General features: G+C 70.2%; 27 protein-coding genes. 18 read left to right on the top strand and 9 right to left on the bottom strand.

Annotated features, from left to right (window positions below; genetic code table 11):
- Positions 1-94 precede the first annotated feature (94 nt).
- From ASF41_RS02375 to ASF41_RS24560, 5 genes are all read left to right on the top strand, one after another.
- Positions 95-685 carry a GNAT family N-acetyltransferase gene (locus tag ASF41_RS02375; protein WP_056353376.1) on the top strand — a complete coding sequence of 197 codons (591 nt, stop codon included), beginning with the start codon at positions 95-97 and terminating at the stop codon, positions 683-685.
- A gap of 303 nt (positions 686-988) precedes the next feature.
- The gene (locus ASF41_RS02370; protein ID WP_056490505.1) at positions 989-1,621 is read left to right on the top strand and encodes a LysE family translocator; all 633 of its coding nucleotides are present in this window, start codon (positions 989-991) and stop codon (positions 1,619-1,621) included.
- Positions 1,622-1,729: 108 nt separating this feature from the next.
- The gene (locus tag ASF41_RS02365) at positions 1,730-3,256 is read left to right on the top strand and encodes a phytoene desaturase (protein ID WP_056490502.1); all 1,527 of its coding nucleotides are present in this window, start codon (positions 1,730-1,732) and stop codon (positions 3,254-3,256) included.
- Complete coding sequence (locus ASF41_RS02360; RefSeq protein WP_056490499.1) at positions 3,237-4,373, top strand: phytoene/squalene synthase family protein; 1,137 nt, start codon at positions 3,237-3,239, stop codon at positions 4,371-4,373. The genes ASF41_RS02365 and ASF41_RS02360 overlap by 20 nt, the downstream gene beginning before the upstream one ends.
- On the top strand, positions 4,370-4,531 hold the full coding sequence (locus ASF41_RS24560) for a hypothetical protein (RefSeq protein ID WP_156389829.1): 162 nt from the start codon (positions 4,370-4,372) through the stop codon (positions 4,529-4,531). The genes ASF41_RS02360 and ASF41_RS24560 overlap by 4 nt, the downstream gene beginning before the upstream one ends.
- 6 nt (positions 4,532-4,537) lie before the next feature.
- Here ASF41_RS24560 and ASF41_RS02355 read toward each other — a convergent pair whose 3' ends face one another.
- Positions 4,538-5,437, bottom strand: a complete 900-nt coding sequence (locus ASF41_RS02355; RefSeq protein WP_200941244.1) for a carotenoid 1,2-hydratase — start codon at positions 5,435-5,437, stop codon at positions 4,538-4,540.
- A complete protein-coding gene (gene crtD / locus ASF41_RS02350) occupies positions 5,395-6,918 on the bottom strand; it encodes a 1-hydroxycarotenoid 3,4-desaturase CrtD (protein WP_244479526.1) in 1,524 nt (507 codons plus the stop codon). The genes ASF41_RS02355 and crtD overlap by 43 nt, the downstream gene beginning before the upstream one ends.
- A 96-nt stretch (positions 6,919-7,014) precedes the next feature.
- Here crtD and ASF41_RS02345 point away from each other — a divergent pair, with 96 nt between their 5' ends.
- The 12 genes from ASF41_RS02345 to pufC all read left to right on the top strand — a co-directional run bounded on the left by ASF41_RS02345 (position 7,015) and on the right by pufC (position 18,176).
- Positions 7,015-7,884 carry a polyprenyl synthetase family protein gene (locus tag ASF41_RS02345; RefSeq protein WP_056353397.1) on the top strand — a complete coding sequence of 290 codons (870 nt, stop codon included), beginning with the start codon at positions 7,015-7,017 and terminating at the stop codon, positions 7,882-7,884.
- Position 7,885: 1 nt separating this feature from the next.
- Positions 7,886-9,037 (top strand): methyltransferase, encoded by a 1,152-nt coding sequence (locus ASF41_RS02340; RefSeq protein WP_056490496.1) that lies wholly within the window; start codon positions 7,886-7,888, stop codon positions 9,035-9,037.
- Between the two features lie 109 nt (positions 9,038-9,146).
- Positions 9,147-10,082, top strand: coding sequence for a chlorophyll synthesis pathway protein BchC (bchC, locus tag ASF41_RS02335; protein WP_056353403.1), 936 nt, complete (start codon positions 9,147-9,149; stop codon positions 10,080-10,082).
- Positions 10,079-11,095 carry a chlorophyllide a reductase iron protein subunit X gene (locus ASF41_RS02330; RefSeq protein ID WP_056490493.1) on the top strand — a complete coding sequence of 339 codons (1,017 nt, stop codon included), beginning with the start codon at positions 10,079-10,081 and terminating at the stop codon, positions 11,093-11,095. The genes bchC and ASF41_RS02330 overlap by 4 nt, the downstream gene beginning before the upstream one ends.
- A gap of 6 nt (positions 11,096-11,101) precedes the next feature.
- The gene (gene bchY, locus ASF41_RS02325; RefSeq protein ID WP_056353408.1) at positions 11,102-12,712 is read left to right on the top strand and encodes a chlorophyllide a reductase subunit Y; all 1,611 of its coding nucleotides are present in this window, start codon (positions 11,102-11,104) and stop codon (positions 12,710-12,712) included.
- Positions 12,712-14,178 (top strand): chlorophyllide a reductase subunit Z, encoded by a 1,467-nt coding sequence (gene bchZ, locus ASF41_RS02320; RefSeq protein WP_056273136.1) that lies wholly within the window; start codon positions 12,712-12,714, stop codon positions 14,176-14,178. Before bchY ends, bchZ begins: the two co-directional genes overlap by 1 nt.
- A 134-nt stretch (positions 14,179-14,312) precedes the next feature.
- Positions 14,313-14,528, top strand: a complete 216-nt coding sequence (locus tag ASF41_RS02315; protein ID WP_056491224.1) for a hypothetical protein — start codon at positions 14,313-14,315, stop codon at positions 14,526-14,528.
- Between the two features lie 152 nt (positions 14,529-14,680).
- On the top strand, positions 14,681-14,902 hold the full coding sequence (pufB, locus tag ASF41_RS02310) for a light-harvesting antenna LH1, beta subunit (protein ID WP_056273133.1): 222 nt from the start codon (positions 14,681-14,683) through the stop codon (positions 14,900-14,902).
- Between the two features lie 14 nt (positions 14,903-14,916).
- Positions 14,917-15,105: a light-harvesting antenna LH1, alpha subunit gene (gene pufA, locus ASF41_RS02305; RefSeq protein ID WP_018043293.1), complete on the top strand. Its 189-nt coding sequence runs from the start codon at positions 14,917-14,919 to the stop codon at positions 15,103-15,105.
- A gap of 108 nt (positions 15,106-15,213) precedes the next feature.
- Positions 15,214-16,038: a photosynthetic reaction center subunit L gene (gene pufL, locus ASF41_RS02300; RefSeq protein WP_055956014.1), complete on the top strand. Its 825-nt coding sequence runs from the start codon at positions 15,214-15,216 to the stop codon at positions 16,036-16,038.
- Between the two features lie 27 nt (positions 16,039-16,065).
- Positions 16,066-17,058, top strand: a complete 993-nt coding sequence (gene pufM, locus ASF41_RS02295) for a photosynthetic reaction center subunit M (RefSeq protein ID WP_056219173.1) — start codon at positions 16,066-16,068, stop codon at positions 17,056-17,058.
- On the top strand, positions 17,055-18,176 hold the full coding sequence (pufC, locus tag ASF41_RS02290; RefSeq protein ID WP_056490490.1) for a photosynthetic reaction center cytochrome PufC: 1,122 nt from the start codon (positions 17,055-17,057) through the stop codon (positions 18,174-18,176). The genes pufM and pufC overlap by 4 nt, the downstream gene beginning before the upstream one ends.
- A 106-nt stretch (positions 18,177-18,282) precedes the next feature.
- Here the strand turns inward: pufC and ASF41_RS02285 are convergent, their stop codons facing one another.
- Complete coding sequence (locus tag ASF41_RS02285; protein WP_056219179.1) at positions 18,283-18,642, bottom strand: cytochrome c family protein; 360 nt, start codon at positions 18,640-18,642, stop codon at positions 18,283-18,285.
- A 192-nt stretch (positions 18,643-18,834) separates the two neighbouring features.
- Between ASF41_RS02285 and ASF41_RS02280 the strand changes: the two genes are divergently transcribed.
- Positions 18,835-19,071, top strand: coding sequence for a helix-turn-helix transcriptional regulator (locus ASF41_RS02280; RefSeq protein WP_056490486.1), 237 nt, complete (start codon positions 18,835-18,837; stop codon positions 19,069-19,071).
- A gap of 298 nt (positions 19,072-19,369) precedes the next feature.
- Here ASF41_RS02280 and ASF41_RS02275 read toward each other — a convergent pair whose 3' ends face one another.
- The 6 genes from ASF41_RS02275 to ASF41_RS02250 form a co-directional block, all read right to left on the bottom strand.
- Positions 19,370-20,173: a shikimate 5-dehydrogenase gene (locus tag ASF41_RS02275; RefSeq protein WP_280138122.1), complete on the bottom strand. Its 804-nt coding sequence runs from the start codon at positions 20,171-20,173 to the stop codon at positions 19,370-19,372.
- Positions 20,174-20,226: 53 nt separating this feature from the next.
- Positions 20,227-20,814, bottom strand: a complete 588-nt coding sequence (locus ASF41_RS02270; protein WP_056353424.1) for a hypothetical protein — start codon at positions 20,812-20,814, stop codon at positions 20,227-20,229.
- A 54-nt stretch (positions 20,815-20,868) separates the two neighbouring features.
- Positions 20,869-21,108 (bottom strand): hypothetical protein, encoded by a 240-nt coding sequence (locus ASF41_RS02265; protein ID WP_056219187.1) that lies wholly within the window; start codon positions 21,106-21,108, stop codon positions 20,869-20,871.
- A 39-nt stretch (positions 21,109-21,147) separates the two neighbouring features.
- Entirely contained in the window at positions 21,148-22,188 is a 1,041-nt protein-coding gene (locus ASF41_RS02260) for a formate dehydrogenase subunit gamma (protein WP_056490475.1), read from the bottom strand.
- A 71-nt stretch (positions 22,189-22,259) separates the two neighbouring features.
- Positions 22,260-22,856: a formate dehydrogenase FDH3 subunit beta gene (gene fdh3B, locus ASF41_RS02255; protein ID WP_055955987.1), complete on the bottom strand. Its 597-nt coding sequence runs from the start codon at positions 22,854-22,856 to the stop codon at positions 22,260-22,262.
- Positions 22,857-22,872: 16 nt separating this feature from the next.
- A complete protein-coding gene (locus ASF41_RS02250) occupies positions 22,873-25,815 on the bottom strand; it encodes a formate dehydrogenase subunit alpha (RefSeq protein ID WP_056273118.1) in 2,943 nt (980 codons plus the stop codon).
- Position 25,816: the final 1 nt, after the last annotated feature.

Below are 25,816 nucleotides of genomic sequence, written 5' to 3'. Positions count from 1 at the left end.
ACCGACGGGCGCGAGGACGCCCGATTGGGGATGGTCCGATCTTGGATGTCCGAAGGCGGTGCCGGCCCGGCCCCCGTCCGGGAGGTTTCTGCCCATGGCCCTGACGCCCGTCACCCTCACCGGCCGGCACGTCGAACTCGTGCCGCTGGCGCACGACCACGCCGCGGCCCTGGCCGAGGCGGTGCAGGACGGCGAGCTCTGGCGCCTCTGGTACACGGCGATCCCCGCCCCGGAGACGATGGCGGCCGAGATCGAGCGCCGGCTCGGCCTGCGGGACCTCGGCACGATGCTGCCCTTCACCGTCCTCGACGGGCCCGGCGGGCGCCCCGTCGGGATGACCACCTATATGAACATCGACGCCGCCGGGCCGCGGGTGGAGATCGGCTCGACCTGGTACGCCGCGCGGGTCCAGCGCACCCATCTCAACACCGAGGCGAAGCGCCTGCTTCTGGGCCACGCCTTCGAGGCCCTCGGCTGCCTCGCCGTCGAGTTCCGCACCCATGTCCTGAACCAGGCGAGCCGGCGCGCCATCGAGCGCCTCGGGGCGCGCCTCGACGGCATCCTGCGCCACCACCAGCGCCTCGCGGACGGCTCCCTGCGGGACACCTGCGTCTACAGCATCGTCGCGCCGGACTGGCCCACCGTGCGGACCCACCTGACCTGGCAACTCGCGAAGCCGCGCTAGCGTGGCCGCCACGAGCAGCGTGACCGCGACGACGAGTTCCTCGAACATGCGGGCTTGACGGAGCCCCGGTTCGGACGAGCGCCGAGATCGAGGTGGCTTCGCGCGCCGATGGTCCGCAAGACGGGTCCGCGCCGAAAGCGTCTCCGCCCGGTCCGAGGGAAATGGCTGGGGTTGGTCGGCTGTGTCCCGTAGCCATCGCGCCCCCGATGTCCGATGACGGGGGACCGGCGCGGATCGTGCGCCGGCCGCTCCAGCCGTCCGGGCTCGCCCGCCCCCAGGCTTCTCACGGAAGGGGACCTGACGATGTCCGGAACCACGAGCCTCCTCGCGTTCGCGGCGGTCGCCCTCGGCATGGCGCTGACGCCCGGGCCGAACATGGTCTACCTGATCTCGCGCTCGATCTGCCAGGGCCCGCGGGCGGGCCTGATTTCGCTCGGCGGCGTCGCCCTCGGGTTCGTGGTCTACATGCTGTGCGCCGCCTTCGGTCTCACCGCCCTGGTCCTGGCGGTGCCGTTTGCCTACGACGCGATCCGCATCGTCGGCGCCCTCTACCTGCTCTGGCTCGCCTGGCAGGCCGTGCGGCCCGGGGGACGCTCCCCCTTTGAAGTGAAGGCCCTGCCGCAGGACGGTCCCCGGAAGCTGTTCCTGATGGGCTTCCTGACGAACCTGCTCAACCCGAAGATCGCCGTGATGTACCTGTCGCTCCTGCCGCAGTTCATCGACCCGGCCTGGGGCAGCGTCTTCGCCCAGGCCCTCGGCCTCGGGGCGATCCAGATCGTCCTCAGCGTCGCGGTCAACGCCGCGATCGCGGTCTCGGCCGGGTTGATCGCCCTGTTCCTGACGCGCCGGCCCTCCTTCGCCGTGGTCCAGCGCTGGATCATGGGAACGGTCCTGGCCGGCCTCGCCGTCCGGATGATGACCGAGGCGCGGCGCTGACCCTTCGCCGGCTCCGGTGAGTTGCCGGACGGGTCGGGGCGGCGTGCCGGCGAGGCCGGCGCAGAATCGCCCTTGCGCCGGACGCCCTCCCGCGAATAGTGTCAGGTTATGTTGACACTCGCCGACTCGTCGAGCCTCGCGACGACCCGGTCTCCCCGCCCGCACGCGGTGGTGATCGGCAGCGGCTTCGGCGGGCTGGCGGCGGCGGTGCGCCTCGGCGCGCGCGGCTACCGGGTGACGGTGCTGGAGCGGCTGGACCAGCCCGGCGGCCGGGCCCGGGTCCACCGCCAGGACGGTTTCACGTTCGATGCCGGGCCGACCATCGTCACGGCGCCGTTCCTGTTCGAGGAACTCTGGACCCTGTGCGGGCGGCGCATGGCCGACGACGTCACCCTGGCGCCGATGCTGCCCTTCTACCGCATCCGCTTCCCGGACGGCGCCACCTTCGACTACAGCGGCGACCCGGAGGCGATGCGGGCGGAGGTGGCGCGGTTCTCGCCCGAGGACGTTCCCGGCTACGAGCGCTTCATGGAGCGCAGCGCCGCGATCTGCCGGGTCGGGTTCGAGGAGCTCGGGCACGTCGCCTTCTCCTCGGTCCGCGACATGCTGCGGATCACGCCGTCGCTGCTGCGCCTGGGCGGTCACCGCTCGGTCTACGACCTCGTGGCGCGCCACATCCGCGACGAGCGCCTGCGCACGATCTTCAGCTTCCATCCCCTGCTGATCGGCGGCTCGCCCTTCCGGGCCAGCGCCATCTACTGCCTGATCGCCCATCTGGAGCGCCGCTGGGGCGTGCATTTCGCCATGGGCGGCACCGGCCGCCTGGTCGACGGACTCGTCAAGCTGATCGAGGGGCAGGGCGGCACCCTGCGCTGCCGGGCCGACGTGGCCCGCATCGACGTCGCGGCCGGGGCGGCCACCGGCGTCACCCTCGCCGACGGCACCCGCATCGCCGCCGACATCGTCGTGTCGAACGCCGATTCCGCCGAGACCTACCTGTCGCTGCTCGGCGGGGAGGGCCGGTCCTGGCACCGGGCGAAGCTGAAGGCCTCGTCCTCCTCCATGGGCCTCTTCGTCTGGTACTTCGGCACGAATCGGCAGTTCCCCGACCTCGCCCACCACACCATCCTGATGGGGCCGCGCTATCGCGAACTGATCGAGGACATCTTCGTCCGGAAGGTGCTGGCGCCGGATTTCAGCCTGTACCTGCACCGCCCCACCGCCACCGACCCGCTCCTGGCGCCGCCGGGCTGCGACGCGTTCTACGTGCTGGCGCCGGTGCCGAACCTCGCCGGCGGGCAGGACTGGTCGGTGCTCGCGGAGCCCTACCGCAAGGCCATCGCCGACAGCCTGGAGCGTTCGGTGATGCCGGGCCTCGCGAGTTCGATCGTGACCTCCCGCGTGAGCACCCCCGCGGATTTCGCCGGCGACTTCCTGAGCTTTCGCGGCTCCGGCTTCGGCCTGGAACCCGTGCTGACGCAGTCGGCCTGGTTCCGGCCGCACAACGCCTCGTCGGCGTTCCGCAATCTCTACCTCGTCGGCGCGGGCACCCATCCGGGTGCCGGGCTTCCCGGCGTCCTGTCCTCGGCCAAGGTTCTCGACACGGTGGTGCCGGATGCGCGTCTCTTCGCCTGAAATCGTTCGGCCCGCCCGCCCGTTCTTCGACGCCGTCCGGCGCGAACCGGAGCGGCCGCCGCTCTGGGCGATTCCCCATGCGGATGCCGCCGACCATGCCGCCTGCCGGGCCGCGATCCGGGACGGCTCGCGCAGCTTCTTTGCCGCCTCCGCCCTGCTGCCGGCCCGGGTCCGGCGGCCGGCCTACGGGCTCTACGCCTTCTGCCGCCTGTCCGACGACGCGGTGGACCATGCCCCGGCCCGCGACCGTCCGGCGGCCCTGGCGCGCCTCGCCACCCGCCTTGCTCGCATCTACGACGACGCCCCTTCCGATTCCCCCGCCGACCGGGCCATGGCCGACCTCGTGGCCGGCCACACGCTGCCCCAGGCCCTGCCCGCCGCCCTCATCGAGGGGCTGGCCTGGGACGCGCAGGGGCGGCGCTACGAGACCCTGTCCGACCTCACCGCCTATGCGGCCCGGGTCGCCGGCAGCGTCGGCGCGATGATGACCGTGCTGATGGGCATGCGCGACGCCGCCGTGCTCGCCCGGGCCTGCGACCTCGGCGTCGCCATGCAGTTCACCAACATCGCCCGCGACGTCGGCGAGGATGCCCGGGCCGGGCGCCTCTACCTGCCGCTCGCCTGGATGCGGGAGGCCGGCCTCGACCCGGACGCCTTCCTCGCCGATCCGGTCGCCGGCCCGGAACTGCGGGCGATCGTCGGTCGTCTGCTCGCCGTCGCCGACTCGCTCTACGCTCGGGCCGAGGCGGGCATCCCCGGGCTGCCCCTCGATTGCCGGCCCGCCATCCGCGCCGCCCGCCTGATCTACGCCGAGATCGGCCGCGACCTCGAGCGTGGCGGCCTCGACCCGGTCGCCACCCGCGCCCGCGTTCCCGGCCGGCGAAAGGCCGCCCTGATGGCCCGGGCCCTCCTGCCCCTGGCCGCCGCGCCGGGCCTGATCGAGCGAGACCTTGCCGAGCCGGCTTTGGCCGAGACCGCCTTCCTGGTGGAGGCCGTGGCCGCCCAGCCCGTGCCGGTGCCGACGGCCTGGTGGAACGTCCCCGCCCAGGCGGCCCGGGTCCTCGACCTCGTCGAGACCCTGCGGGCGCGCGAGGCCGCGCTGCCGGCCGGCCCGTGACCGACCCGCTCTTCGCCGCCTTCGACATCGGTCTCGTCTTCGCCCTCGCCCTCGGGCTGGCGATCTGGCAGCTCGTCGTCCTGAAGCGCGGCATCCGGCGCGACCGGGCGGCGGCCCAGCGCGCGGTGGCCGAGCGGGCGAAGGACCCGCCGGCCTGATCCGTTTCAGCGCGTCCGGCGCGGCATCCGGAACGGCAACATCAGCCGGACCAGCGGGTGACGGAAACGCGCGAGCGACAGGCTCTCGTGGACCGGCCTCACCGCCTCGCCGCGCAGGGTCGAGCGTAACCACGAGCGCGCGTAGAACGGCGTGTCCTCGAAGGTCCGCGCGACCTCGGCACGCGCATCGTCGCTGCGCGTCTCGCGCGGCATGCGCCAGAACCGCGTCGGCGGCAGCGCGACACGCCGCGGCGGATCGATGTCCCGGGGCGTTCCGTCGGCGGCAAAGCACAGGGTGAGTTCCTGCCGGGTGCCGTCCGTCCGGTTCACGTCGTACAGGATCGCGGCCCCGTCGCGCAGGTCGGCACGGCACCAGGTCCAATCGCGAAATGCGGCCTCGAGAGACGTGTCGCCGTGGTTGGTGTCGAAGTAGGCGGTTCCGCGCCAGGCGATCCCGGGCTCCTCCAGCGCCACCTCCACCGGCGAGGAGGGCGCCATCGGCCACCAGCGGTGCTGGCCCCGCGCGTCGAGGGTGCGGGGGCCCGGCGTGAAGCCGCCCGGGCGCAGGCGCACCGTCCCCCGAACCCGCGAGGGGATCGGCGCCGTCACCTCGTCGAGGCGGATCGTCAGGGTTGTGCCGTCCCAGGACAGGCCGCTCGGACCGATCCGTATGTGGTCCGCATCCCGGTGGAGGCTCGCACGGCCCCGCTCGGTCATGCAGAAGCGGTTGGCCCGCTCCCCGTAGAGCACGACGTTGACGGCGCAGTGATCGAAGGGGTCGCGGGCGGGGTCCCAGGCGTAATAGGGCGAGAACACGCTGCCGATGAAGGCGATGATGGTCAGGCCCTGGCGGCCGTCCTCGCTCAGGGCATCGACGTACCACCAGACGTAGCCGTCGCGATCCACCCGCGTATCGAAGCGCGGGCGCCGCTCCGGTCCCGCAGCAGGCTGTCCGCCGCGATCCGCCCGGACTGCGCCGCCATCGGCACCCCCGGACCCGGATGGACGCTCCCCCCCGCGAGGTAGAGGCCCGGAATCCGCGTGCGGGCCCCCGGGCGCTTGAACGAGGCCATCCAGCCGTGGGACGCCCGTCCGTAGAGGGCGCCCGCCGATCCCGGGAACAGGCGCGCGAACTCCGCCGGGCCCGTCGTCACCGAATCCGCCGTCTCCGAGAGGGTCAATCCGCTCGCGCTCAGGCGCCGCCGCATCGTGGTCACGCATGTCTCGATCTCCGAGGGGCTGAAGGTCCGGGCCGGGGCATTGACGAGGCAGAGCAGGCGCTCGGGCCGACCCGACGGCGCGTTCGCGTCGGTGCGATCCTGCGCGCAGACGTAGACCGTGGGATCGTCCGGCAGATGCCCGGCACGGATGCGCGCGAACTCCGCGGCGGAGTCGCCCGAGAAGAACACCGTGTGCCGCGAGAGCGGAAAGCCTTCGGCGCGGGCCTGCGCGCAGAGCGTGACCGCGGAGAGCGACCGCTCGGAGGCCGGGACGGTCTCGGCTGCCCGGGCGGCGTCGCGTCCGAGCAGGCCTTCGGCCAGGGCCGCCACATCGGCATTGCAGACGACGGCATCCGCGGTCAGCCGCTCGCCGTCGTCGAGATCGACGCCGACGACGCGGCCGCCCTGAACGGCGATGCCCCGCGCGGCCGTCCCGTAGCGGAATCCGGCGCCGCGCTCCGCCGCCAGATCGGCGACCGCGGCGGCAAGGCGGCTGAGGCCGCCGGCCACGTGCCAGACGCCCTGGCTCTCCACATGGGCCACCAGCATCAGGGTCGCGGGGGCCGCGAAGGGCGACGAGCCGCAATAGGTCGCGTAGCGGCCGAAGAGCTGGCGCAGGCGCGGGTCTTCGAAGTAGTCGCCCAGCGCGCGCCACAGGGTCGTGAAGGGCTGGATTCGCCAGAGGTCGCCCAGTCCCGAGAGGCCGGCCCGGCGGGTCAGATCGATCGGGCTCGCGCGCTCGCCACGAATGAAGGGCCCCTCCAGGGTGGCGTAGACCTCGGCCGCCCGGGCGCGGAACCGGCGGTATCCGTCGCGCTCGCGCGCCCCGGCAAAGTCCGCGATGGCCGTCTCGGAGGCGTCCGGATCGGCGTGGAGGTCGAGCTGTTCGCCCGGTCCCCAGGCGTGGCGGGCCAGGATCGCGGCCGGCTCCAGCCCGACATGGGCGGCGAGATCCGCGCCGCATTCGGCGAAGATCTCCTCGAAGACCCAGCGCATCGTGAAGACGGTCGGACCGGCATCGACCGCCGCCTCGCCCACCGGCACGCGTCGCATCTTGCCGCCCGGCCGCTGCGCCCGCTCCAGCACCGTCACGTCGAGGCCCGCATGGGCGAGTCGCAGGGCCGCCACCAGACCTCCGATCCCCGCGCCGATGATGACGATCTTCACGTGGTTCCCTCCCGTCAAGTAAATCTGACTTGACGAATGTCAATTAATACTGACACTTTCGATGTCCGAGAACAAGCGGCATGGGAGTTACGGCCAATGGACGCCAACCGTCGCATCGAGCAGGCCCTCGACGCCGCCGTTTCCCACCTGGAAGCACCCGGAGCGCCGCCACGACTCGCGGAGTCGATCCGCTACGCCGTCTTCCCCGGCGGTCACCGGATCCGCCCCCGCCTGTGCCTGTCGGTGGCGCGCGCCTGCGGTGACGACGATCCGGCAGCCTCGGACGCAGCGGCGGCAGCCATCGAACTTCTGCACTGTGCCTCCCTGGTCCACGACGATCTGCCGTGCTTCGACGACGCGCCCCTTCGGCGCGGCCAGCCGTCCGTCCATGCGGCCTTCGGCGAGCCCCTGGCAGTGCTGACGGGCGACGCCCTCATCGTGTCCGCCTTCGAGACGCTGGCGCGCGGCGCGGCCCGGAATCCGAAGCGGCTCGCCGCCCTGGTCGGCCTCGTTGCCCGGGCGGCCGGTTCGCCCTCCGGGATCGCCGCCGGCCAGGCCTGGGAGTCCGAGCCGACCGTGGCGTTGACCGAGTATCAACAGGCCAAGACCGGGGCCCTGTTCGCCGCCGCGACGGTCACGGGGGCCGCCGCGGCGGGCGTACCGTCGCTCCCGTGGCGTCTCCTCGGCGAATGCCTGGGCGAGGCCTACCAGGTGGCCGACGATCTGCGCGACGTCGCCTGCCGTCAGGAGGAGGTCGGCAAGCCCGTCGGCCGCGACTCGACCCTCGGTCGCCCGAACGCCGCCGCCCTCCTCGGGATGAGCGGGGCGCTCACGCGCCTGAAGCGCCTGGTGCGCGAGGCCGTCGACGTCATTCCGGATTGTCCGGGAGCCGAGACGCTCCGCGCCGAGATCGAGGCGCAGACGCGGCTCTTCCTGCCGGCGAGCCTGGCACGGGAGTTGGCGTAAGGTGGCGCGCGGCGCCACCCTCGATCCACCGGCCCGGGCCGGCGCCGGTGGCCTTCGGGCGCGCTGGTACGCGTTACGGGCCCGCCTCGTCGCCGATCCGCGATTCCAGCGCTGGGCGGCCGGCTTTCCCCTGACGCGGCGGATCGCCCAGGCGCGGACGCGCGCCCTGTTCGATCTCTGCGCGGGCTTCACCTATTCGCAGACCCTGTTCGCCTGCGTTCGGCTCGATCTCTTCGGCATGCTGTCGGAGGGGCCGGTGCCGGAAGCGGCGCTCGCCCACCGGATGGGGCTCGCGCCCGAGGCCGGGACGCGTCTCCTCAAGGCCGCGGCCTCCCTCGGGTTGATCCGCCGGCTGCCGGACGGCCACTGCCTCCTGGCCGATCTCGGCGCCGCCCTGGTGGGGAACCCCGCGATCGGCCGGATGATCGAGCACCACGCGCTGCTCTACGAGGACCTGCGCGACCCCGTGGCCCTCCTGCGGGGCGAGGCGGGACCGACCCGTCTCGCCGGGTACTGGCCCTATGCGTCCGGAGACGGGCCCGATCTGCAGGGCGACGCGGTTGCGTCCTACAGCGGGCTGATGTCGGCCTCCCAGGCGCTGATCGCGGAGGATCTCCTCGAGGCCTACCCGATGCGGCGCCACCGCTGCCTCATGGATGTCGGCGGCGGCGAGGGCGCCTTCCTGACGGCGGCCGGCCGCGTCGCGCCGGACCTTCAGCTCAGGCTCTTCGACCTGCCGGCGGTGGCCGATCGCGCCGAGGAGCGCATGATGCGCGCCGGGCTCGCGGGCCGCTTCGAGGCCTTCGGCGGCAGCTTCCGGACGGACCCGCTCCCGCCCGGCGCCGACGCGATCACTTTGGTGCGCGTGGTCCACGATCACGACGATGCGACCGTCCGCATCCTGCTCGCGGTGGTACGCGAAGCGCTTCCCCCCGGCGGGCGTCTCATCCTCGCCGAGCCCATGAGTGGCACGCCCGGCGGCGAGCCCATCACGGACGCCTATTTCGGCCTCTACCTTCTCGCGATGGGCAGCGGGCGGTGCCGCTCCGCGCAGGAACTCAGAGCGCTTCTCTCCGAAGCAGGCTTCCGGCGCACCGTCGAGGTCGCAACGCGCCGTCCTCTGCTGACGCGCCTGTTGGTGTCAACGCGATAAGGCAACTCCGCTGTAAGTTTGTCTTGACGTTCCAAAGTGTCTATCTAGGATGACATTAAGGTTCGGGGTTTAACGGACCGAGTCGTTGGATGGGGGGAGGGCAGGCGCGATGCAGACAGATGCGGTCGTCCTCCGCGATCCCGGTCGGATCAGCCTGGAATGCCTGGCTCTCGATGCTCCCACGGCGGCCGATGCCGTCGTGGCGATCCGCTGGAGCGGCATCAGCACAGGAACCGAGCGCCTGCTCTGGTCGGGCCGGATGCCGTCGTTTCCCGGCATGGGCTACCCGCTGGTGCCCGGCTACGAGTCCGTGGGCGAGGTCGTCGAGGCCGGGGTCGCGAGCGGCGTCCGGGTCGGGCAGACGGTGTTCGTCCCCGGCGCGCGATGCTTCGGTCCGGTCCGCGGATTGTTCGGCGGGGCCGCGTCCCACCTCGTCAGCGCCGGCGAGCGCCTCGTGCCCATCGACGGCGCGTGGGGCGAGCGCGGAACCCTGATCGCCCTGGCCGCTACCGCGCGGCACGCCCTGGCGGGGATCGACCTGCGCCAGCCGCTCCTCGTCATCGGCCACGGTGTCCTCGGCCGCCTCGTCGCGCGGATCGCCCAGGCCCTCGGGGGGACGCCGCAGGTTTGGGAGACCAACCCGGTGCGGCGCGCGAGCGAGGGTCCCTATCCCGTCCTCGCTCCGGACGACGATGCGCGGCGCGACTACGCCACGATCCTCGATGTCAGCGGCGATTCCACGATCCTCGATACGGGGATCGCGCGCCTCGCGCCCGGTGGCGAGGTCGTTCTCGCCGGGTTCTACGAAGACCGCCTCGGCTTCGCCTTCGCGCCGGCCTTTCTCCGGGAAGCCCGGATCCGCGTCGCCGCCCAGTGGCGGCCGGAGGATCTCGCCGCGACCCTCGCGCTCATCGCCGAGGAGCGCCTCTGCCTCGACGACCTCGTCACCCATCGGCGCCCGGCCGCGGACGCACCGGACGCCTATCGCACGGCCTTCGGCGACGCCGGATGCCTGAAGATGATCCTGGATTGGAGAGCCGCATGAACATCCAGCTGAAGGCCACGCAGCTGAACGGCGGCGCCCTGACGGCTTCCGAGACCCTTCGCGCCGAGGCCGGCATCGAGCCGGATCCCGTGCCGGTGGCCGCCTCCAAGGAGACGCAGATCATCGCGATCTACGGCAAGGGCGGCATCGGCAAGTCGTTCACCCTCGCCAATCTCAGCTACATGATGGCCCAGCAGGGCAAGAAGGTCCTGCTGATCGGCTGCGACCCGAAGAGCGACACGACCTCGCTGCTGTTCGGCGGACGCGCCTGCCCGACGATCATTGAGACGTCGACCAAGAAGAAGCTCGCCGGCGAGCAGGTCGCGATCGGCGACGTCTGCTTCAAGCGCGACGGCGTCTACGCCATGGAGCTCGGCGGCCCCGAGGTCGGGCGAGGCTGCGGCGGGCGCGGCATCATCCACGGCTTCGAATTGCTGGAAAAGCTCGGCTTCCACGAATGGGGCTTCGACTACGTCCTGCTCGACTTTCTCGGAGACGTGGTCTGCGGCGGCTTCGGCCTGCCGATCGCCCGCGACATGTGCCAGAAGGTCATCGTCGTCGGCTCGAACGATCTCCAGTCGCTCTACGTCGCCAACAACGTCTGCTCGGCAGTGGAATACTTCCGCAAGCTCGGCGGCAACGTCGGTGTCGGAGGCCTCGTCATCAACAAGGACGACGGCACCGGCGAGGCGCAGGCCTTCGCGGCCGCCGTCGGCATCCCGGTCCTGGCCTCGATCCCGGCCGACGACGACATCCGCAGGAAGAGCGCGAACTACGAGATCATCGGACGGCCCGAGAGCCCCTGGGGCTCCCTGTTCTCCGATCTCGCCCGGAACGTCCACGACGCGGCGCCGAACCATCCGACGCCCCTCAGCCAGGATGGGCTCCTCGGCCTGTTCAAGGGCGAGGCCGTCGGCCGGGGCGTCACCCTGGTGCCCGCCACCTTCGCGGACATGTGCGGCACGACGCAGGTCGTGAAGCCGTCCCTCGAAGTCGTCTACGACGAGGTCTGACGCATCATGGCCGTCACCCTCGACATCGCCGACCTCCGCGCCCGCCAGACCCTTCGCGCCGGCCATGAGCGCCCGGCTTCGACCCTGGCCCCCGTCGCGGCCCCGGCCGAGGTGGTGAACCTCGCCGCCGCGAAGGCGGACGGCCTGGGCTGCCACTCGGGCAGAGCGACGATGCGGGCGGCGGCCGAGGCCGCCGGCATGTCCGAGACGCTCGAGCAGCTTCGGACGGATTACCCCGCCGGCCCGCACGACCAGCCCCAGAGCATGTGCCCCGCTTTCGGCTCGCTCCGGGTCGGCCTGCGGATGCGCCGCACGGCGACGATCCTCTCGGGCTCGGCCTGCTGCGTCTACGGCCTGACCTTCACGTCGCATTTCTACGGCGCCAGGCGGAGCGTGGGCTACGTGCCCTTCAACTCCGAGACCCTGGTCACCGGCAAGCTGTTCGAGGACATCCGCGAGGCGGTGTTCCAGGTGGCCAAACCCGCCGACTACGACGCCGTCGTCGTCATCAATCTCTGCGTTCCCACCGCCTCGGGCGTGCCCCTGCGCCTCCTGCCGAAGGCGATCGACGGGGTCCGCATCATCGGCATCGACGTGCCGGGCTTCGGGGTGCCGACCCATGCCGAAGCCAAGGACGTGCTCGCCGGGGCGATGCTGAAGTTCGCCCGCTCGGAGGCCGAGCAGGGTCCCGTCCAGGCGCCCCGCACGGGGCGGGCCGAGCGCCCGACCGTGGCCCTCCTCGGCGAGATGTTTCCGGCCGACCCGGTCGTCATCGGCGGCCTGCTGGAGCCCCTCGGACTCAGCGCCGGACCGGTGGTGCCGACGCGGGAATGGCGCGAACTCTACGCGGCCCTCGACTGCACGGCGGTCGCGGCGATCCACCCGTTCTACACCGCTTCCATCCGGGAATTCGCCGCCGCCGGCCGCCCCGTCGTGGGTTCGGCCCCGGTCGGCCATGACGGCACCGCCGACTGGCTCGACCGGATCGGCGAAGCCTGCGCGGTGCCCCGTGCCACCGTCGAGGCCGCCAAGAACCGGCTCCTGCCGATGATCCGGGGCGCGCTCGCCGCCAACCCGATCCGGGGCCGGATTACGCTGTCGGGGTACGAGGGGTCCGAACTGCTGGTCGGGCGCCTCCTCGTCGAGAGCGGCGCGGACCTGGCCTATGTGGGCACCGCCTGTCCGCGCACGCCCTATTCGGAGGCCGACCAGGCCTGGCTCGAGGCGCGCGGCGTCACGGTGCGCTACCGCGCCTCCCTGGAGGACGACCTCGGCGCCATGCGGGACGCGCGGCCGGACCTCGCCATCGGCACCACGCCGGTGGTGCAGAAGGCCAAGGCCCTCGGCATCCCGGCCCTCTACTTCACCAACCTGATCTCGGCCCGCCCGCTGATGGGCGTCGCCGGCGCCGGGTCGCTGGCCAAGGTCATCAACGCGGCGCTCGGCAACCGCGGCCGCTTCGATGCCATGCGGGCGTTCTTCGACGGGGTCGGCGAGGGTCATGCCGCGGGCATCTGGGAGGATGTGCCCAAGCTCCGCCGGAACGTCGCCTCGGCCGTGCGGGCCAAGCCCGCGCCGGGACAGTTCGAACACGCGCCGATCGGGGAGATGGCCTGATGCTCGTCCTCGATCACGACCGAGCGGGCGGCTACTGGGGCGCCGTCTACGTCTTCACCGCCATCAAGGGTCTGCAGGTCGTCATCGACGGCCCGGTGGGCTGCGAGAACCTGCCGGTGACCTCGGTGCTGCACTACACCGACGCCCTGCCGCCGCACGAACTGCCCATCGTGGTGACGGGCCTGGCCGAGGAGGAACTCGGCCGCCACGGCACCGAGGCCGCGATGAAGCGGGCCCACGCCACCCTCGATCCCGCCCAGCCGAGCGTCGTCGTCACCGGCTCCATCGCCGAGATGATCGGCGGCGGCGTCACGCCGGAGGGCACCAACCTCCAGCGCTTCCTGCCGCGCACCATCGACGAGGATCAGTGGCAGGCCGCCGACCGGGCCATGGCCTGGCTCTGGAACGAGTACGGCGCCAAGCGCTTCGCCAAGAAGGGCATCCCGGCTCGGCCCGCCCGCAGCGAGGGCGTGAAACCGCGGGTGAACCTGATCGGGCCGGCCTACGGCACCTTCAACATGCCCTCGGACCTCGCCGAGATCCGGCGCCTCGTCGAGGGCATCGGCGCCGAGGTGAACCTCGTCTTTCCCCTCGGCTCGCACCTCGCCGACGTGCCCGCTCTGGTGAACGCGGATGCCAATATCTGCCTCTACCGCGAGTTCGGCCGCCTGCTCTGCGAGGCCCTGGAGCGCCCCTACTTCCAGGCGCCCATCGGCATCCATTCGACCACGCGGTTCCTGCGCGCGCTCGGCGAGGCCCTCGGCCTGGACCCCGAGCCGTTCATCGCCCGCGAGAAGCACACCACGATCAAGCCGGTCTGGGACCTGTGGCGCTCGGTGACGCAGGATTTCTTCGGCACGGCGAGCTTCGGGATCGTGGCCTCCGAGACCTACGCGCGCGGCGTCCGGCACTTTCTCGAGGACGAGATGGGGCTGCCCTGCCACTTCGCCGTGGCTCGCAAGGCGGGTGCGAAGACCGACAACGCCGAGATCCGCGACCTCATCGCGAAGACCCCGCCTCTGGTGCTGTTCGGCTCCTTCAACGAGCGGATGTACGCGGCCGAGGCCGGTGCCCGGGCGGTGTTCGTGCCGGCCTCGTTCCCCGGCGCGATCATCCGGCGCCACACCGGCACGCCCTTCATGGGGTTCGCCGGCGCGACCTACCTCGTCCAGGAGGTCTGCAACGCCCTGTTCGACATGCTCTTCCACATCCTGCCGCTGGCCCGCGACATGGACAGGGTCGAGGCGACCCCGGCGCGGCTCCACCGGGAGCTGCCCTGGGACGAGGCGGCCCGGGCCCGTCTCGACGAACTCGTCGAGGCCCATCCCGTGCTGGTGCGGATCTCGGCGGCCAAGCGCCTGCGTGATGCCGCCGAGCGCGTCGCGCGCGGCGAGGGCGGAGGCCGGGTGATCGCCGATCACGTCGAGCGCGCCCGCGCCGAGGCCAGCCTGGGAGCCGCCGCATGAGCGCGCGTCCCGGCCTCGGCGCCCATTCCCTTTCCGATTGGAACGGCGCGGCGCCGTCCAAGCGGTCGATGCCGACCCTGCGCGTCCCGACCCGGACGCGTCCCGCCGCGGAACGCCGAGAGGAGACCCATCCCATGCAACGTTCGCTCAATCCGGTGTCGCGCCTGCATCAGGACGAGGTCCAGTTCCGGATCATCCTGGCCAGCACCTATCCGTTCTTCCTCATCGCGGCGCTGGTGCAGCGCGTGATCCCGCAGGCCCGGACGCCGCTGCCGCAGCGGCGGCGCTCGGTCTTCGCCGAGGCCCGGGCGATGGCCGTCTCGGCCATTCCCTTCGTGTTCATGGGCTGACTTCGCCCTCGGGTCGAGGCGTTCCGCCCGCCCCCGATCGACCTCCCGTCCGAACAGGCGGGAAGGACCGCCGAGGCCGCTCCGCGCGGTCCGGTGACACCCACCGTACCCGGATGTGCGGGCGCGGCTAGCCAAAGCGGAGGTTTGACCCAATGGCCAATGGCATTGTCGAGAAACCGAGCAGCCTGTCCGGGCTGACGGAACCGGAAGCCAAGGAGTTCCACGCGATCTTCTTGACCAGCTTCATCATCTTCACGGCGATCGCCGTGGTCGCCCACATCCTCGTGTGGCTGTGGCGCCCCTGGCTGCCCGGACCGAAGGGCTACGCCGCCCTCGAGACGGCCGCCCAGGGCGTCGCTTCCCTGCTCTCCTGAGAAGGACCCTCATCATGCACAAGGTCTGGCTTCTCTTCGATCCGCGCCGCACCCTGGTGGCGCTCTTCACCTTCCTCTTCATTCTGGCGCTGCTGATCCACTTCATCTTGCTCAGCACCGACCGGTTCAATTGGCTGGAAGGTCCCAAGGCGCCGCGCGCCGCCAACGCGCAGACGCTGGTTCTGCCCACGATGCCCGCCTGACCGGCGCGCACCGCAAGCACGGATGATCGGCGGGCGGCCCCCAAAAGCCCCCCGTCGGCCATCGCCGACAGACGTGGTCGAGAGACGTGGTGTAGCGGGGAGGTCGCGATGGCGATGCTGAGTTTCGAGCGAAAATACCGCATCCGCGGCGGCACCCTGGTCGGCGGCGACCTGTTCGATTTCTGGGTCGGGCCATTCTACGTCGGCTTCTTCGGCGTCACGACGCTGTTCTTCTCGGTGCTTGGAACGGCGCTGATCATCTACGGTGCGGCGCTCGGACCGACCTGGAACATCTGGCAGATCAACATCGCGCCGCCCGATCTGAAGTACGGGCTCGCCCTGGCGCCGCTCCAGGAGGGCGGCCTCTGGCAGATCATCACCTTCTGCGCCGTCGGCGCCTTCTCGTCCTGGGCCCTGCGCGAGGTCGAGATCTGCCGCAAGCTCGGCATCGGCTACCACGTGCCCTTCGCCTTCGCGGTGGCGATCTTCGCCTATGTGACCCTGGTCGTGATCAGGCCGCTCCTGATGGGCGCCTGGGGGCACGGGTTCCCCTACGGCATCCTCAGCCACCTCGATTGGGTCTCGAACACCGGCTACCAGTACCTGCACTTCCACTACAATCCCGCGCACATGCTGGCGGTGACGTTCTTCTTCACCACGACGCTCGCGCTCTCGCTGCACGGCTCGCTGATCCTGTCCTCGACCAATCCGGGCAAGGGCGAGGTGGTGAAGACTCCCGAGCACGAGGACACGTTCTTCCGCGACACCATCGGCTACTCGATCGGCACGCTCGGCATCCACCGGCTCGGCCTGTTCCTGGCGCTGTCGGCCGGCTTCTGGAGCGCCGTCTGCATCGTCATCAGCGGCCCGTTCTGGACCCGCGGCTGGCCCGAATGGTGGGGCTGGTGGCTCAATCTCCCCGTCTGGCGCTGATCTCGGAATAGGGAGGCTCGCGACACCATGGCCTACTACCAGAACATCTTCTCCGAAGTGCAGGTCCGCCCGGTCCAGCCGGACCTCGGCATCCCGGTCGACTCCAACAAGCGCTGGGGCACGCCGTTCAACTCCTACCTGTTCGGCCTCATCGGCAATGCGCAGGTCGGCCCGATCTACATCGGCTATCTCGGGGCGCTCTCCTTCGCTTGCGGGTTGATCGCCTTCGAGATCATCGGCCTCAACATGTGGGCGAGCGTGAACTGGGATCCGATCCAGTTCGTGCGGCAATTGCCCTGGCTCGCCCTCGAGCCGCCGCGACCGCAATACGGCCTGAAAGTCCTGCCGCCACTGGCCGAGGGCGGCTGGTGGCTGATCGCCGGCTTCTTCCTGACTGCCTCGATCCTGCTCTGGTGGCTGCGGCTGTTCCGGCGCGCCAAGGCGCTGGGCCTGGGCTACCACGTGCCCTGGGCCTTCGCCTCCGCGATCTGGCTGTTCCTCGTGCTCGGCTTCATCCGGCCGGTGCTGATGGGATCCTGGAGCGAAGCCGTCCCGTTCGGCATCTTCCCCCACCTCGACTGGACCGCCGCGTTCTCGCTGCGCTACGGCAACCTGTTCTACAACCCCTTCCACATGCTCTCGATCGTCTTCCTCTACGGGTCGACGCTGCTCTTCGCGATGCATGGCGGCACCATCCTGGCCGTGAGCCGCTTCGGCGGCGAGCGCGAGATCGACCAGATCGTCGACCGCGGCACCGCCACCGAGCGCGCCGCCCTGTTCTGGCGCTGGACCATGGGCTTCAACGCCACCATGGAATCGGTCCACCGCTGGGCCTGGTGGTTCGCGGTCCTGACGACGCTCACCGGCGGCATCGGAATCCTGCTCACCGGGACGGTCGTCGACAACTGGTACCTCTGGGCCGTCAAGCACGGCGTCGCCCCGTCCTACCCGCAGGTCTATCCGCCGGTCGTCGATCCGCTGAGTGTGTCGCCCACAACCCTGCCAGGGGGAGCTCCATGAAGACCTTCTTCGCCGTCCTCGGAGCTTCCATCGCCTTCTTCCTCACCGTGGCGATGGTCGGTCTGACCGACTGGGACCGACCGCCGCTGGCGGTTCAACAGAATGGCTTTCGCGGGACCGCGATGGCGCAGGTCCACACCCGCGAAGCCGTCGAGGACACCTGGGACGCCAACCTGGCGCCGGCGCCCGCCGATCCCGCCGAGCCCGGCGAGGAGCTCGCCGGTACGACCTACGAGAACGTCCAAGTCCTCAAGAACGTCAGCGTCAACGAGTTCAATCGCCTGATGGCGTCGATGACCGAGTGGGTCAGCCCCGAACAAGGCTGCACCTACTGCCACAATACCGAGAACATGGCCGACGACAGCCTCTATCAGAAGAAGGTCGCCCGCCGGATGCTGCAGATGACGCAGCACATCAACAGTTCCTGGAAGGAGAACCACGTCGGCGGTGCGGGCGTCACCTGCTACACCTGCCACCGGGGACAGCCGGTGCCGGCCAATATCTGGTTCACCCAGCCGGGTCCCAATCGCCCGGGCGGCTTCATCGCCCGCAACAACGGGCAGAACATGGCCGCGCCGTCGGTCGGCCTGGCCTCGCTCCCCTACGACACCCTCACCGAATACCTCGCCGACAAGACCATCGACAACAACGCGATCCGGGTGAACGCGACGACGGCGCTGCCGACGACCAAGGGCAAACCGATCCAGGATGCGGAGAAGACCTACGGGTTGATGATCCACATGTCGGAGGGACTGGGGGTCAACTGTACCTTCTGTCACAACACCCGGGCGATCTCGAACTGGTCGCAGAGCACGCCGCAACGGACCACCGCCTGGCACGGCATCCGGATGGTGCGGGACATCAACGGCAATTACCTCGAGCCGCTGCTCTCGACGTTCCCCCCGAACCGCCTCGGCGCTCTGGGTGACGTGCCGAAGGTCAATTGCACCACCTGCCACAACGGGGTCAGCAAGCCCCTGAACGGTGCGAACGTCATCGACGCCTATCCCGAGCTCGCCAAGTCGACCGAGACGGCGAGCGCCGCCGATCCCAATCCGCCGGTCACCCCATCGCCCGTTCCGGATCAGCCCGCGATGCCCGTTCCGACGCCGCAATAGGCCGGCCGTCTCCCGATCGGACACGAAACGCCGCTGGACAGGTCTCCAGCGGCGTTTCGACGTTCGGAGACGGTCCGCGACGAGTGACGCGTCTCGTCGCGCGGGACTACTTCTTGGAGGCCAGGTAGGCGATCACATCGTCGATCTTCTTGTCGTCGGGATAGCCGGCGAACACCATCTTGGTTCCCGGGACCTTCGCCTTCGGGTTCTTCAGCCACTCGTGCAGGTTGGCCTCGTCCCAGGTGATCCCCGAGCCTTTGAGCGCGGCGGAATAGGTGTAGCCTTCCTCCGAGGCGGCCTTGCGGCCGACGACGCCGGTCAGGTTCGGTCCAACCCCATTCTTGCCGAAGGCGTGACAGGCCTTGCAGGGTGCGAACGCCTTCTCCCCCGCCGCGGCATCCCCCTCGGCATGCGCGGCCATCGGGAGCAGGGCGGCAAATAGAGCACCGTAGATCGTGTGTCGCATGGGGTTTCCTCGCAGAACGTCTTGGTGGTGAAACCTAGCTAAAGCGCCGCTATCAAAAGTAATGCGAACCGCAACGATTATCACGGCAACGTGATCGTCCGGGAGGGATTAAGGGCGGCGACCGTCTGGTTTGGCTGATTGGGGGGCCTACCCTTAGGCCCCTGCGCGAAATCCATCGCCCCAGGTGGAGCCATGCCGGTCCAACCCGCCGACGTCTGCCAGTTCCTCCATCGCACCGGCTGGAGCCAGGCGCGCCTCGCCTGGGAACTCGGGATCAACCAGCCGCGGATCTCGCGTTTCATCAACGGCATGAAGAAACCGAACCCGGACCTCGTGCGTGTCCTGGACGCCTACTTCGCGGCGGAGGCGCAGGCCCGCGTCGCGGCGCGGACAGGCGGCGGGCATCGGCACGGCCCTCCGCGCGGGTAGACTGCCGCTCTCCCGACACCGGCGCTGCCGGCATCGGATCTAGCCCGTCGTCGCGTCGGACGCTCGCCCGAAGCGCACCGTCGCCTTCACCCGGCGAACGCTCGCCGGAGGTCCCGCAAGGCTCGTTCGCGAATGACCGATGTCCCCCGCGGCGAAGGCCGGATGGTCCGCGCCGAGGAAGAAACGCCAAGGGTGCCGGTCCGGTCACGACCGCGGCGCCTCCTCGGCACGATGGCGTCGATCGCCGCCGTCATCGCCCGGGTGACCGCGGGCTGAACGCCCGCGCGCCCTCGTCCCGTCAGGTCCGGGCGAAGGCGGCCGCATCCGCCACCTGCGCGGAGGACGGCGTCACGCCGGTGTAGCGGATGAACTGTTCGAGGCCCTGCAGGACCAGGACCTCGTGCCCGGTGATGCACGGCTTCCCGAGGCGTTCCGCCGCCGCGAGGAACGGCGTCCGGGAGGGCAGGGCGACCACATCGAAGGCGACGGCGCAGGCGGCGATGGCCGCCTCCGGAAAGGCCAGGGCCCCGGCATCCGGCCCTTCCATGCCGAGGGGCGTGACGTTGACGAGGAGCGGCGCCGTGCGGTCGCCGAGCGCGGTCGCATGGGCGAAGCCGGACCGCTCCGCCAGGGCCGCACCCGCCGCCGCGTTGCGCGCGACGATCGTCCCATGCCGAAAGCCCGAATCGCGCAGGGCCGCCACCACCGCCTTGGCCATTCCGCCGGACCCACGCAGCACGAAACGCGTCGTCGGATCGATCCCGTGGCGGTCCAGCAGGGCGCGCACGGCGAGATAGTCCGTGTTCGCGCCGGTCAGCCTGCCGCCGTCGTTGACGATGGTGTTGACGCTGTCGATCGCCCGCGCGGACGGATCGAGGGTGTCGAGGAGGGGGATCACCGCCTCCTTGAAGGGCATCGAGACCGCGCAGCCGCGGATGCCGAGGGCGCGGATGCCGCCGATCGCCCCGGGCAGGTCGGTGGTCGAGAACGCCTTGTAGACGTAGTCGAGACCGAGCAGCGCGTAGAGCCGGTTGTGGAACCGCGACCCGAAATGCCCCGGCCGGGCCGACAGGGACATGCACAGGGTCGTGTCCCGTCCGATGAGGGGACGCGCGGGCAGACCCGCCTCCGCGTTCTCCGCCGTCCCACCTACCGTCAGGGCTGCGATCCCGCGAAGAGCTTCGGGTTCAGGGCGGCGAGCGCGAGGAGGGGCGGGGGCATGATGACGCCGGCGACACGCATGGCGCGCGCGGCCGCGCGGCAGGCGGTCTGGTCGTTCGCTCCGGCGGCGGCCTCGAGCTGCGCCACGACGGCGGGATCCGGCTTCGGGCTCGGCGCCGGCGCACCGGGGGGCGGCGGAGACTTTGCGGCGGCATTGGCCTGCGCCAGGACGGTCTTGCCGTCGCTGACGGGGGCCCGCGTGTCGCTGGTGGGCGCCTTGGTGTCGGTGTTCGTGGGCCCGCTCAGCCCCGACTTCTGCTGCGGGTCACCGCCGGCCGTGGAGGGCTGCCCGTCGCTCTTGCCGGAGGCATTGGAGACGGCGGTGGCCTGCTTGGGCGGCGTGGCGGCCTCCTGCTTCTTCTCCTCCGGCTTCTGCACGAACGCGATCAGTTCCTGGCACAGGTTCGCCGGTCCCTTCGCGGGCGCCGCCGCCGGGGCGGGCGCCGCATCCTGCGCGAAGGCTGCGGGCGCCGCGAGGCAGCCCGACAGGAGCAGTGCGGCGAAGGGCAGGCGTCGGATCATCTTCGGTCCCCTGTGGTCCGGGCGCTTCGTTCGTATCGGCGATCGCAGGATGGATCAGGACCGCTTCGGATGGGAGGGCTCGCCGGTGGCCTTGCCGTGAGCCGATTCCCCGGTGTCGTTCGTCTGCGGATCCCCGTTCCACTTCTCCCCGACGAGATTGGTGCCCGGCTCCGACACGCGGGCGCCCGACGTCGCGAAGGCCTGATAGGCGAACGTCTGATTGCTCGTGAGGGCGTACATCGCCACGACGCCGAGCCCGATGGCCGCGATGATGGCGAGGATGAAGGCTTTCATGGTCGGGGTCCTCGCCGCGCGGGCGTGCAGGGTGTTCGGTTACTCGGCGGGGGCGGGGTGGCGACCGGAGAGCTGCGGGCCGCTCACCGTCTTCGCCTGCTCCTGCTCCACCCAGAGATCGTGGTGGGCGCGCGCCCAGGCCAGGTCGACCTTGCCGCTGCCCATGGCGTCGTAGGCGCCCTTCATGCCGAGCGTGCCGATGTAGATATGGGCGAGGATGCCGGCGATGAAGGCGATGCCGATCAGCGAGTGGATCACCTGCATGACCTGCATGCCGTTTATGTCCAGTAGCGCGAACGGGAACAGCATCATCAGGCCGGTCATGCTCATGGCGGCGCCGAAGCCGGCGACCATCCAGAACACGCCCTTCTGGCCGGCGTTGAAGCGGGCCGCGTGCGGGTGCTTCTTGCCGATGAACCCGCCGCCGGCCTTGATCCAGTCCCAGTCGAGGCGGTTCGGGATGTTGTCCTTGATCCAGACCACGAACATCATCACCACGCCGAACATGAACGGCCAGGCGAGATAGACGTGGCTGTACTTGGCCCACTGCGCCAGGGCGCCGAAGGCCTCGGGGCCGATCAGCGGCATCAGCAGGCGCTTGCCGAAGATGTAGTTCAGGCCGGAGAGCGACAGGATGATGAAGCACACGGCCGTCATCCAGTGGGTGAAGCGCTCGAAGGTGTTGAAGCGCAGGATCTTCCGGCCCGATTCCTGGCTGTGCTCCGTGAGGATGCGCCCGCGCCAGAGAAAGAACGCCCCCAGCGCGCCGATCATGCCGAGAATGAGGGCGGCCCCGATCCACGGGAGGTAGTGCTCGCGGAACGACTGGTACTCGCGACCCTGCGGCTGGATCAGGTTCGCGGCCTTCCGATCGGGGATGCTGATCCGGCCGGTGATCTTGTCCGCGTTCTTGAAGAGAAACTCTTCGTTCACCGAATCCGCCGTGGGCTTGGCGCCCATGGGGTTCTGCCCATCCTGCGTGATCGGATTCTGGGCGCGTGCCGGTTCGAACGCGCCCGGCGCGGCCAGGAGCGTCGTCGCGACGACGAGGGTGCTGAGGAGCGTGACTGCCCGCCGCATCGGCGTTCCTTTCGATGGCGTGTCGTCTCGGAGCCGCCGGATGGCCGCCGGCTCCAGGGGCGAGGGGGCGATCAGATCGCCACGGTCTCGCGGTAGGCCGTCTTCCAGCCCCAGGCGCCGGAGCCGTAGCCGCGCTTGATCACGCGCTGCTTGTAGATCTCGGCGATCATCTCGCCGTCGCCGGCGAGCAGGGCCTTGGTCGAGCACATCTCCGCGCAGAGGGGGAGTTTGCCCTCGGCGAGGCGGTTCGAGCCGTATTTCTCGTACTCGGCCACCGACAGGTCCGGCTCCGGGCCGCCCGAGCAGTAGGTGCACTTGTCCATCTTGCCGCGCGAGCCGAAGTTTCCGACGCGCGGATACTGGGGCGCGCCGAAGGGGCAGGCGTAGAAGCAGTAGCCGCAGCCGATGCAGATGTCCTTGGAGTGCAGCACCACCGCGTCGGCCGTGGTGTAGAAGCAGTTCACCGGGCACACGGCCGCGCAGGGCGCGTCCGTGCAGTGCATGCACGCCATCGAGACCGAGCGCTCGCCGGGCTTGCCGTCGTTGAGCGTCACGACGCGACGGCGGTTGATGCCCCAGGGCACCTCGTGCTCGTTCTTGCAGGCGGTGACGCAGGCGTTGCACTCGATGCAACGGTCGGCGTCACAGAGGAACTTCATACGGGCCATGGTCGATGCGCTCCTCTCACGCGGCCTTGATCTGGCATAGGGTACACTTCGTCTCCTGCATGCCCGTCACAGGATCGAAGCCGTAGGTGGTGACCGAGTTGACGCTCTCGCCGAGCACCACCGGGTCGGTGCCCTTCGGGTAGTAGTCGCGCATGTCCTTGCCCTCGTACCAACCCGAGAAGTGGAAGGGCATGAACGCGACGCCCTTGCCGACACGGTCGGTGACGAGCGCCTTGACCTTGGCCTTCGAGCTGTTCTCGGCGCCGGTAACCCAGACCCAGGACCCGTCCTTGATGCCGCGCTCGACGGCGTCGCCGGTGTTGATCTCGACGAACATGTCCTGCTGCAACTCGGCCAGCCACGGGTTCGACCGGGTCTCCTCGCCGCCGCCCTCGTATTCCACGAGGCGGCCCGAGGTGAGGATGATGGGGAAATCGCGCGCCACGTTGCGCTCGACGGCCGCCTTCTGCACCGAGAAGCCGATGTTCGGCATGCGGAACTGCCGCTCGTCGGGGCGGGTCGGGTACTTCGCCACGAGGTCGGGGCGCGGCGAGTAGACCGGCTCGCGGTGCACCGGCACCGGGTCGGGCAGGTTCCAGGCGTTCGCCCGGGCCTTGCCGTTGCCGAACGGGATCACGCCGTGATCGAGGCAGACCCGCTGGATGCCGCCCGACAGGTCGGTGGCCCAGCTCACGGTGTCGGCCTTGTCGCCGCCGATCTTGAGGATCGTGGCGAGTTCGTCCGCCGTCAGGTCCTTGTCCCAGCCGAGCTTCTTGAACACCCCGAAGGTGAATTCCGGGTAGCCGTCGGTGAGGTCGGAATCCTTGGTGAAGCTGTCTTCGGCCAGCAGTGTCTGGCCGTTGCGCTCGGTGCCGAACCGGGCCCGGAAGGTGCTGCCACCGTCCTTCACGTGGAGGGAGGTGTTGTAGAGGATGGCCGAACCCGGATGGCGCAGCTCGGGCTTGCCCCAGCACGGCCAGGGCAGGCCGTAATAGTCGCCGCCCACCTCCGGGTCGTCCTTGGGCGCCCGCAGGGTGATGAGATCGAACTTGTGCTGGTTGCGCATGTGCGCCTTCAGCCGCTCGGGGCTCTGGCCGCAATAGCCGGTCGACCAGCCGCCGCGGTTGATCTCCCGCAGCAGATCCTCGGCCGAAGGGACGTTGTTCTCGACCTTGATGTTTTTGAACAGCGTCTCGGCGAAGCCGAGCTTCTTGGCGAGGAGGTAGAGCACCTCGTAGTCGTTCTTCGACTCGAAGGCCGGCTTGACGATCTGCTCGCCCCACTGGAGCGAGCGGTTCGAGGCCGTGCGCGAGCCCTCCATCTCCAGCGAGGTGCAGATCGGCAGCAGGTAGGTGTTGTCCTGGCGGGCATCGAGGGCCGCGAAGGTGGTCGGATGCGGGTCGGCGACTACCAGGAGCTCGAGCTTGTTCATGCCCTCGATGGCCTCGGGCAGGCGGGTCACGGTGTTGCCGCCGTGGCCGAACACCATGAACGCCTTGATCGGGCTGCGCTGGTCGATCTGCTCCGGCGGCAGGTTCACGGCGTCGAACCAGCGGGTCGAGGTGATGCCGGGCGCTTCCATGTTCTCCTTGCGCGAGCGGGCCTTGCGGCCGGCCGCGGCGGGAACCTCGTCGAAGCGGGACTGCAGCCACTCGTAGGGCACGTCCCAGACGCGGGCCCAGTGGCGCCAGCCGCCCTCGACGAGACCGTAGTAGAGCGGCAGCGAGGTGACATCGAGACCGAGATCGGTGGCGCCCTGCACATTGGTGTGGCCGCGGAAGATGTTCGCGCCGGTGCCGGGCTTGCCCACGTTGCCGGTGGCGAGACACAGGATGCAGAGGGCGCGCACGTTGGCGGTGCCCACCGTGTGCTGGGTCGCGCCCATGCACCAGATCAGGGTCGCGGGCTTCTCCTTGGCGAACTTCTCCGCCACCCGGCGCAGCTGCTCGCCGGGCACGCCGGAGACGCGCTCGACCTCCTCGGGGGTCCACTTGGCGACTTCCTTGCGGACGTCGTCCATGGCGTAGACGCGCTGGCTGATGAACTCCTTGTCCTCCCAGCCATTCTGGAAGACGTGCCAGAGGATGCCCCACACCACCGGAATGTCGGTGCCGGAGCGGATGCGCACGTACTCGGTGGCGTGGGCCGCCGTGCGGGTGAAGCGCGGATCGATGACGATCATGTTCGCGCGGTTGATCTCCTTGCCCGACAGCACGTGCTGCATGGAGATCGGGTGCGCCTCGGCGGGGTTGCCGCCCAGGATGATCATCGTCTTGGCGTTGCGGATGTCGTTGTAGGAATTGGTCTGGGCGCCGTAGCCCCAGGTGTTGGCGACGCCCGCCACCGTGGTCGAGTGGCAGATGCGTGCCTGGTGATCGACGGAGTTGGTGCCCCAGAAGGCGCCGAACTTGCGCATCAGGTAGGCGGCTTCGTTGGTGAACTTGGCCGAGCCGAGCCAGTAGACCGAGTCCGCGCCGTTCTTCTCGCGGATGGCGCCGAGCTTGTCGCCGATCTCCTCGATGGCCTGTTCCCAGGAGACGCGCTGCCACTGGCCGCCGACGAGCTTCATCGGGTACTTCAGGCGCCGGTCGGACGAGACCAGCTCGCGGATCGCCGCGCCCTTGGCGCAGTGCGTGCCGCGGTTGATCGGGCTCGCATAGGACGGCTCCTGGCCGACCCAGACCCCGTTCACCACCTCGGCCGTCACCGTGCAGCCCACCGAGCAGTGGGTGCAGACATTCTTCTTGATCTGGACGTCGGGGCCGACGGCCGACGAGCCGGCGGCGCGGGCCTGACGGACCGATCCGAGCTGGATCGTGCCGGCCGCCGCCAGGGCGCCGGCGGTCAGGCCCGACTTCTTTAGGAAGCCGCGACGGTCGAGCACGCCGGCCGCGAGGCCCGCGGCGACGGCCTGGTGCTTGGTGCGGCTCGCCTCGCCGCTCTTGCGCTTGGTCAGCATC

It is taken from the genome of Methylobacterium sp. Leaf111 (genome assembly GCF_001423285.1).
GTDB lineage: Bacteria > Pseudomonadota > Alphaproteobacteria > Rhizobiales > Beijerinckiaceae > Methylobacterium.
This window is presented reverse-complemented; position numbering and strand designations above follow the sequence as displayed.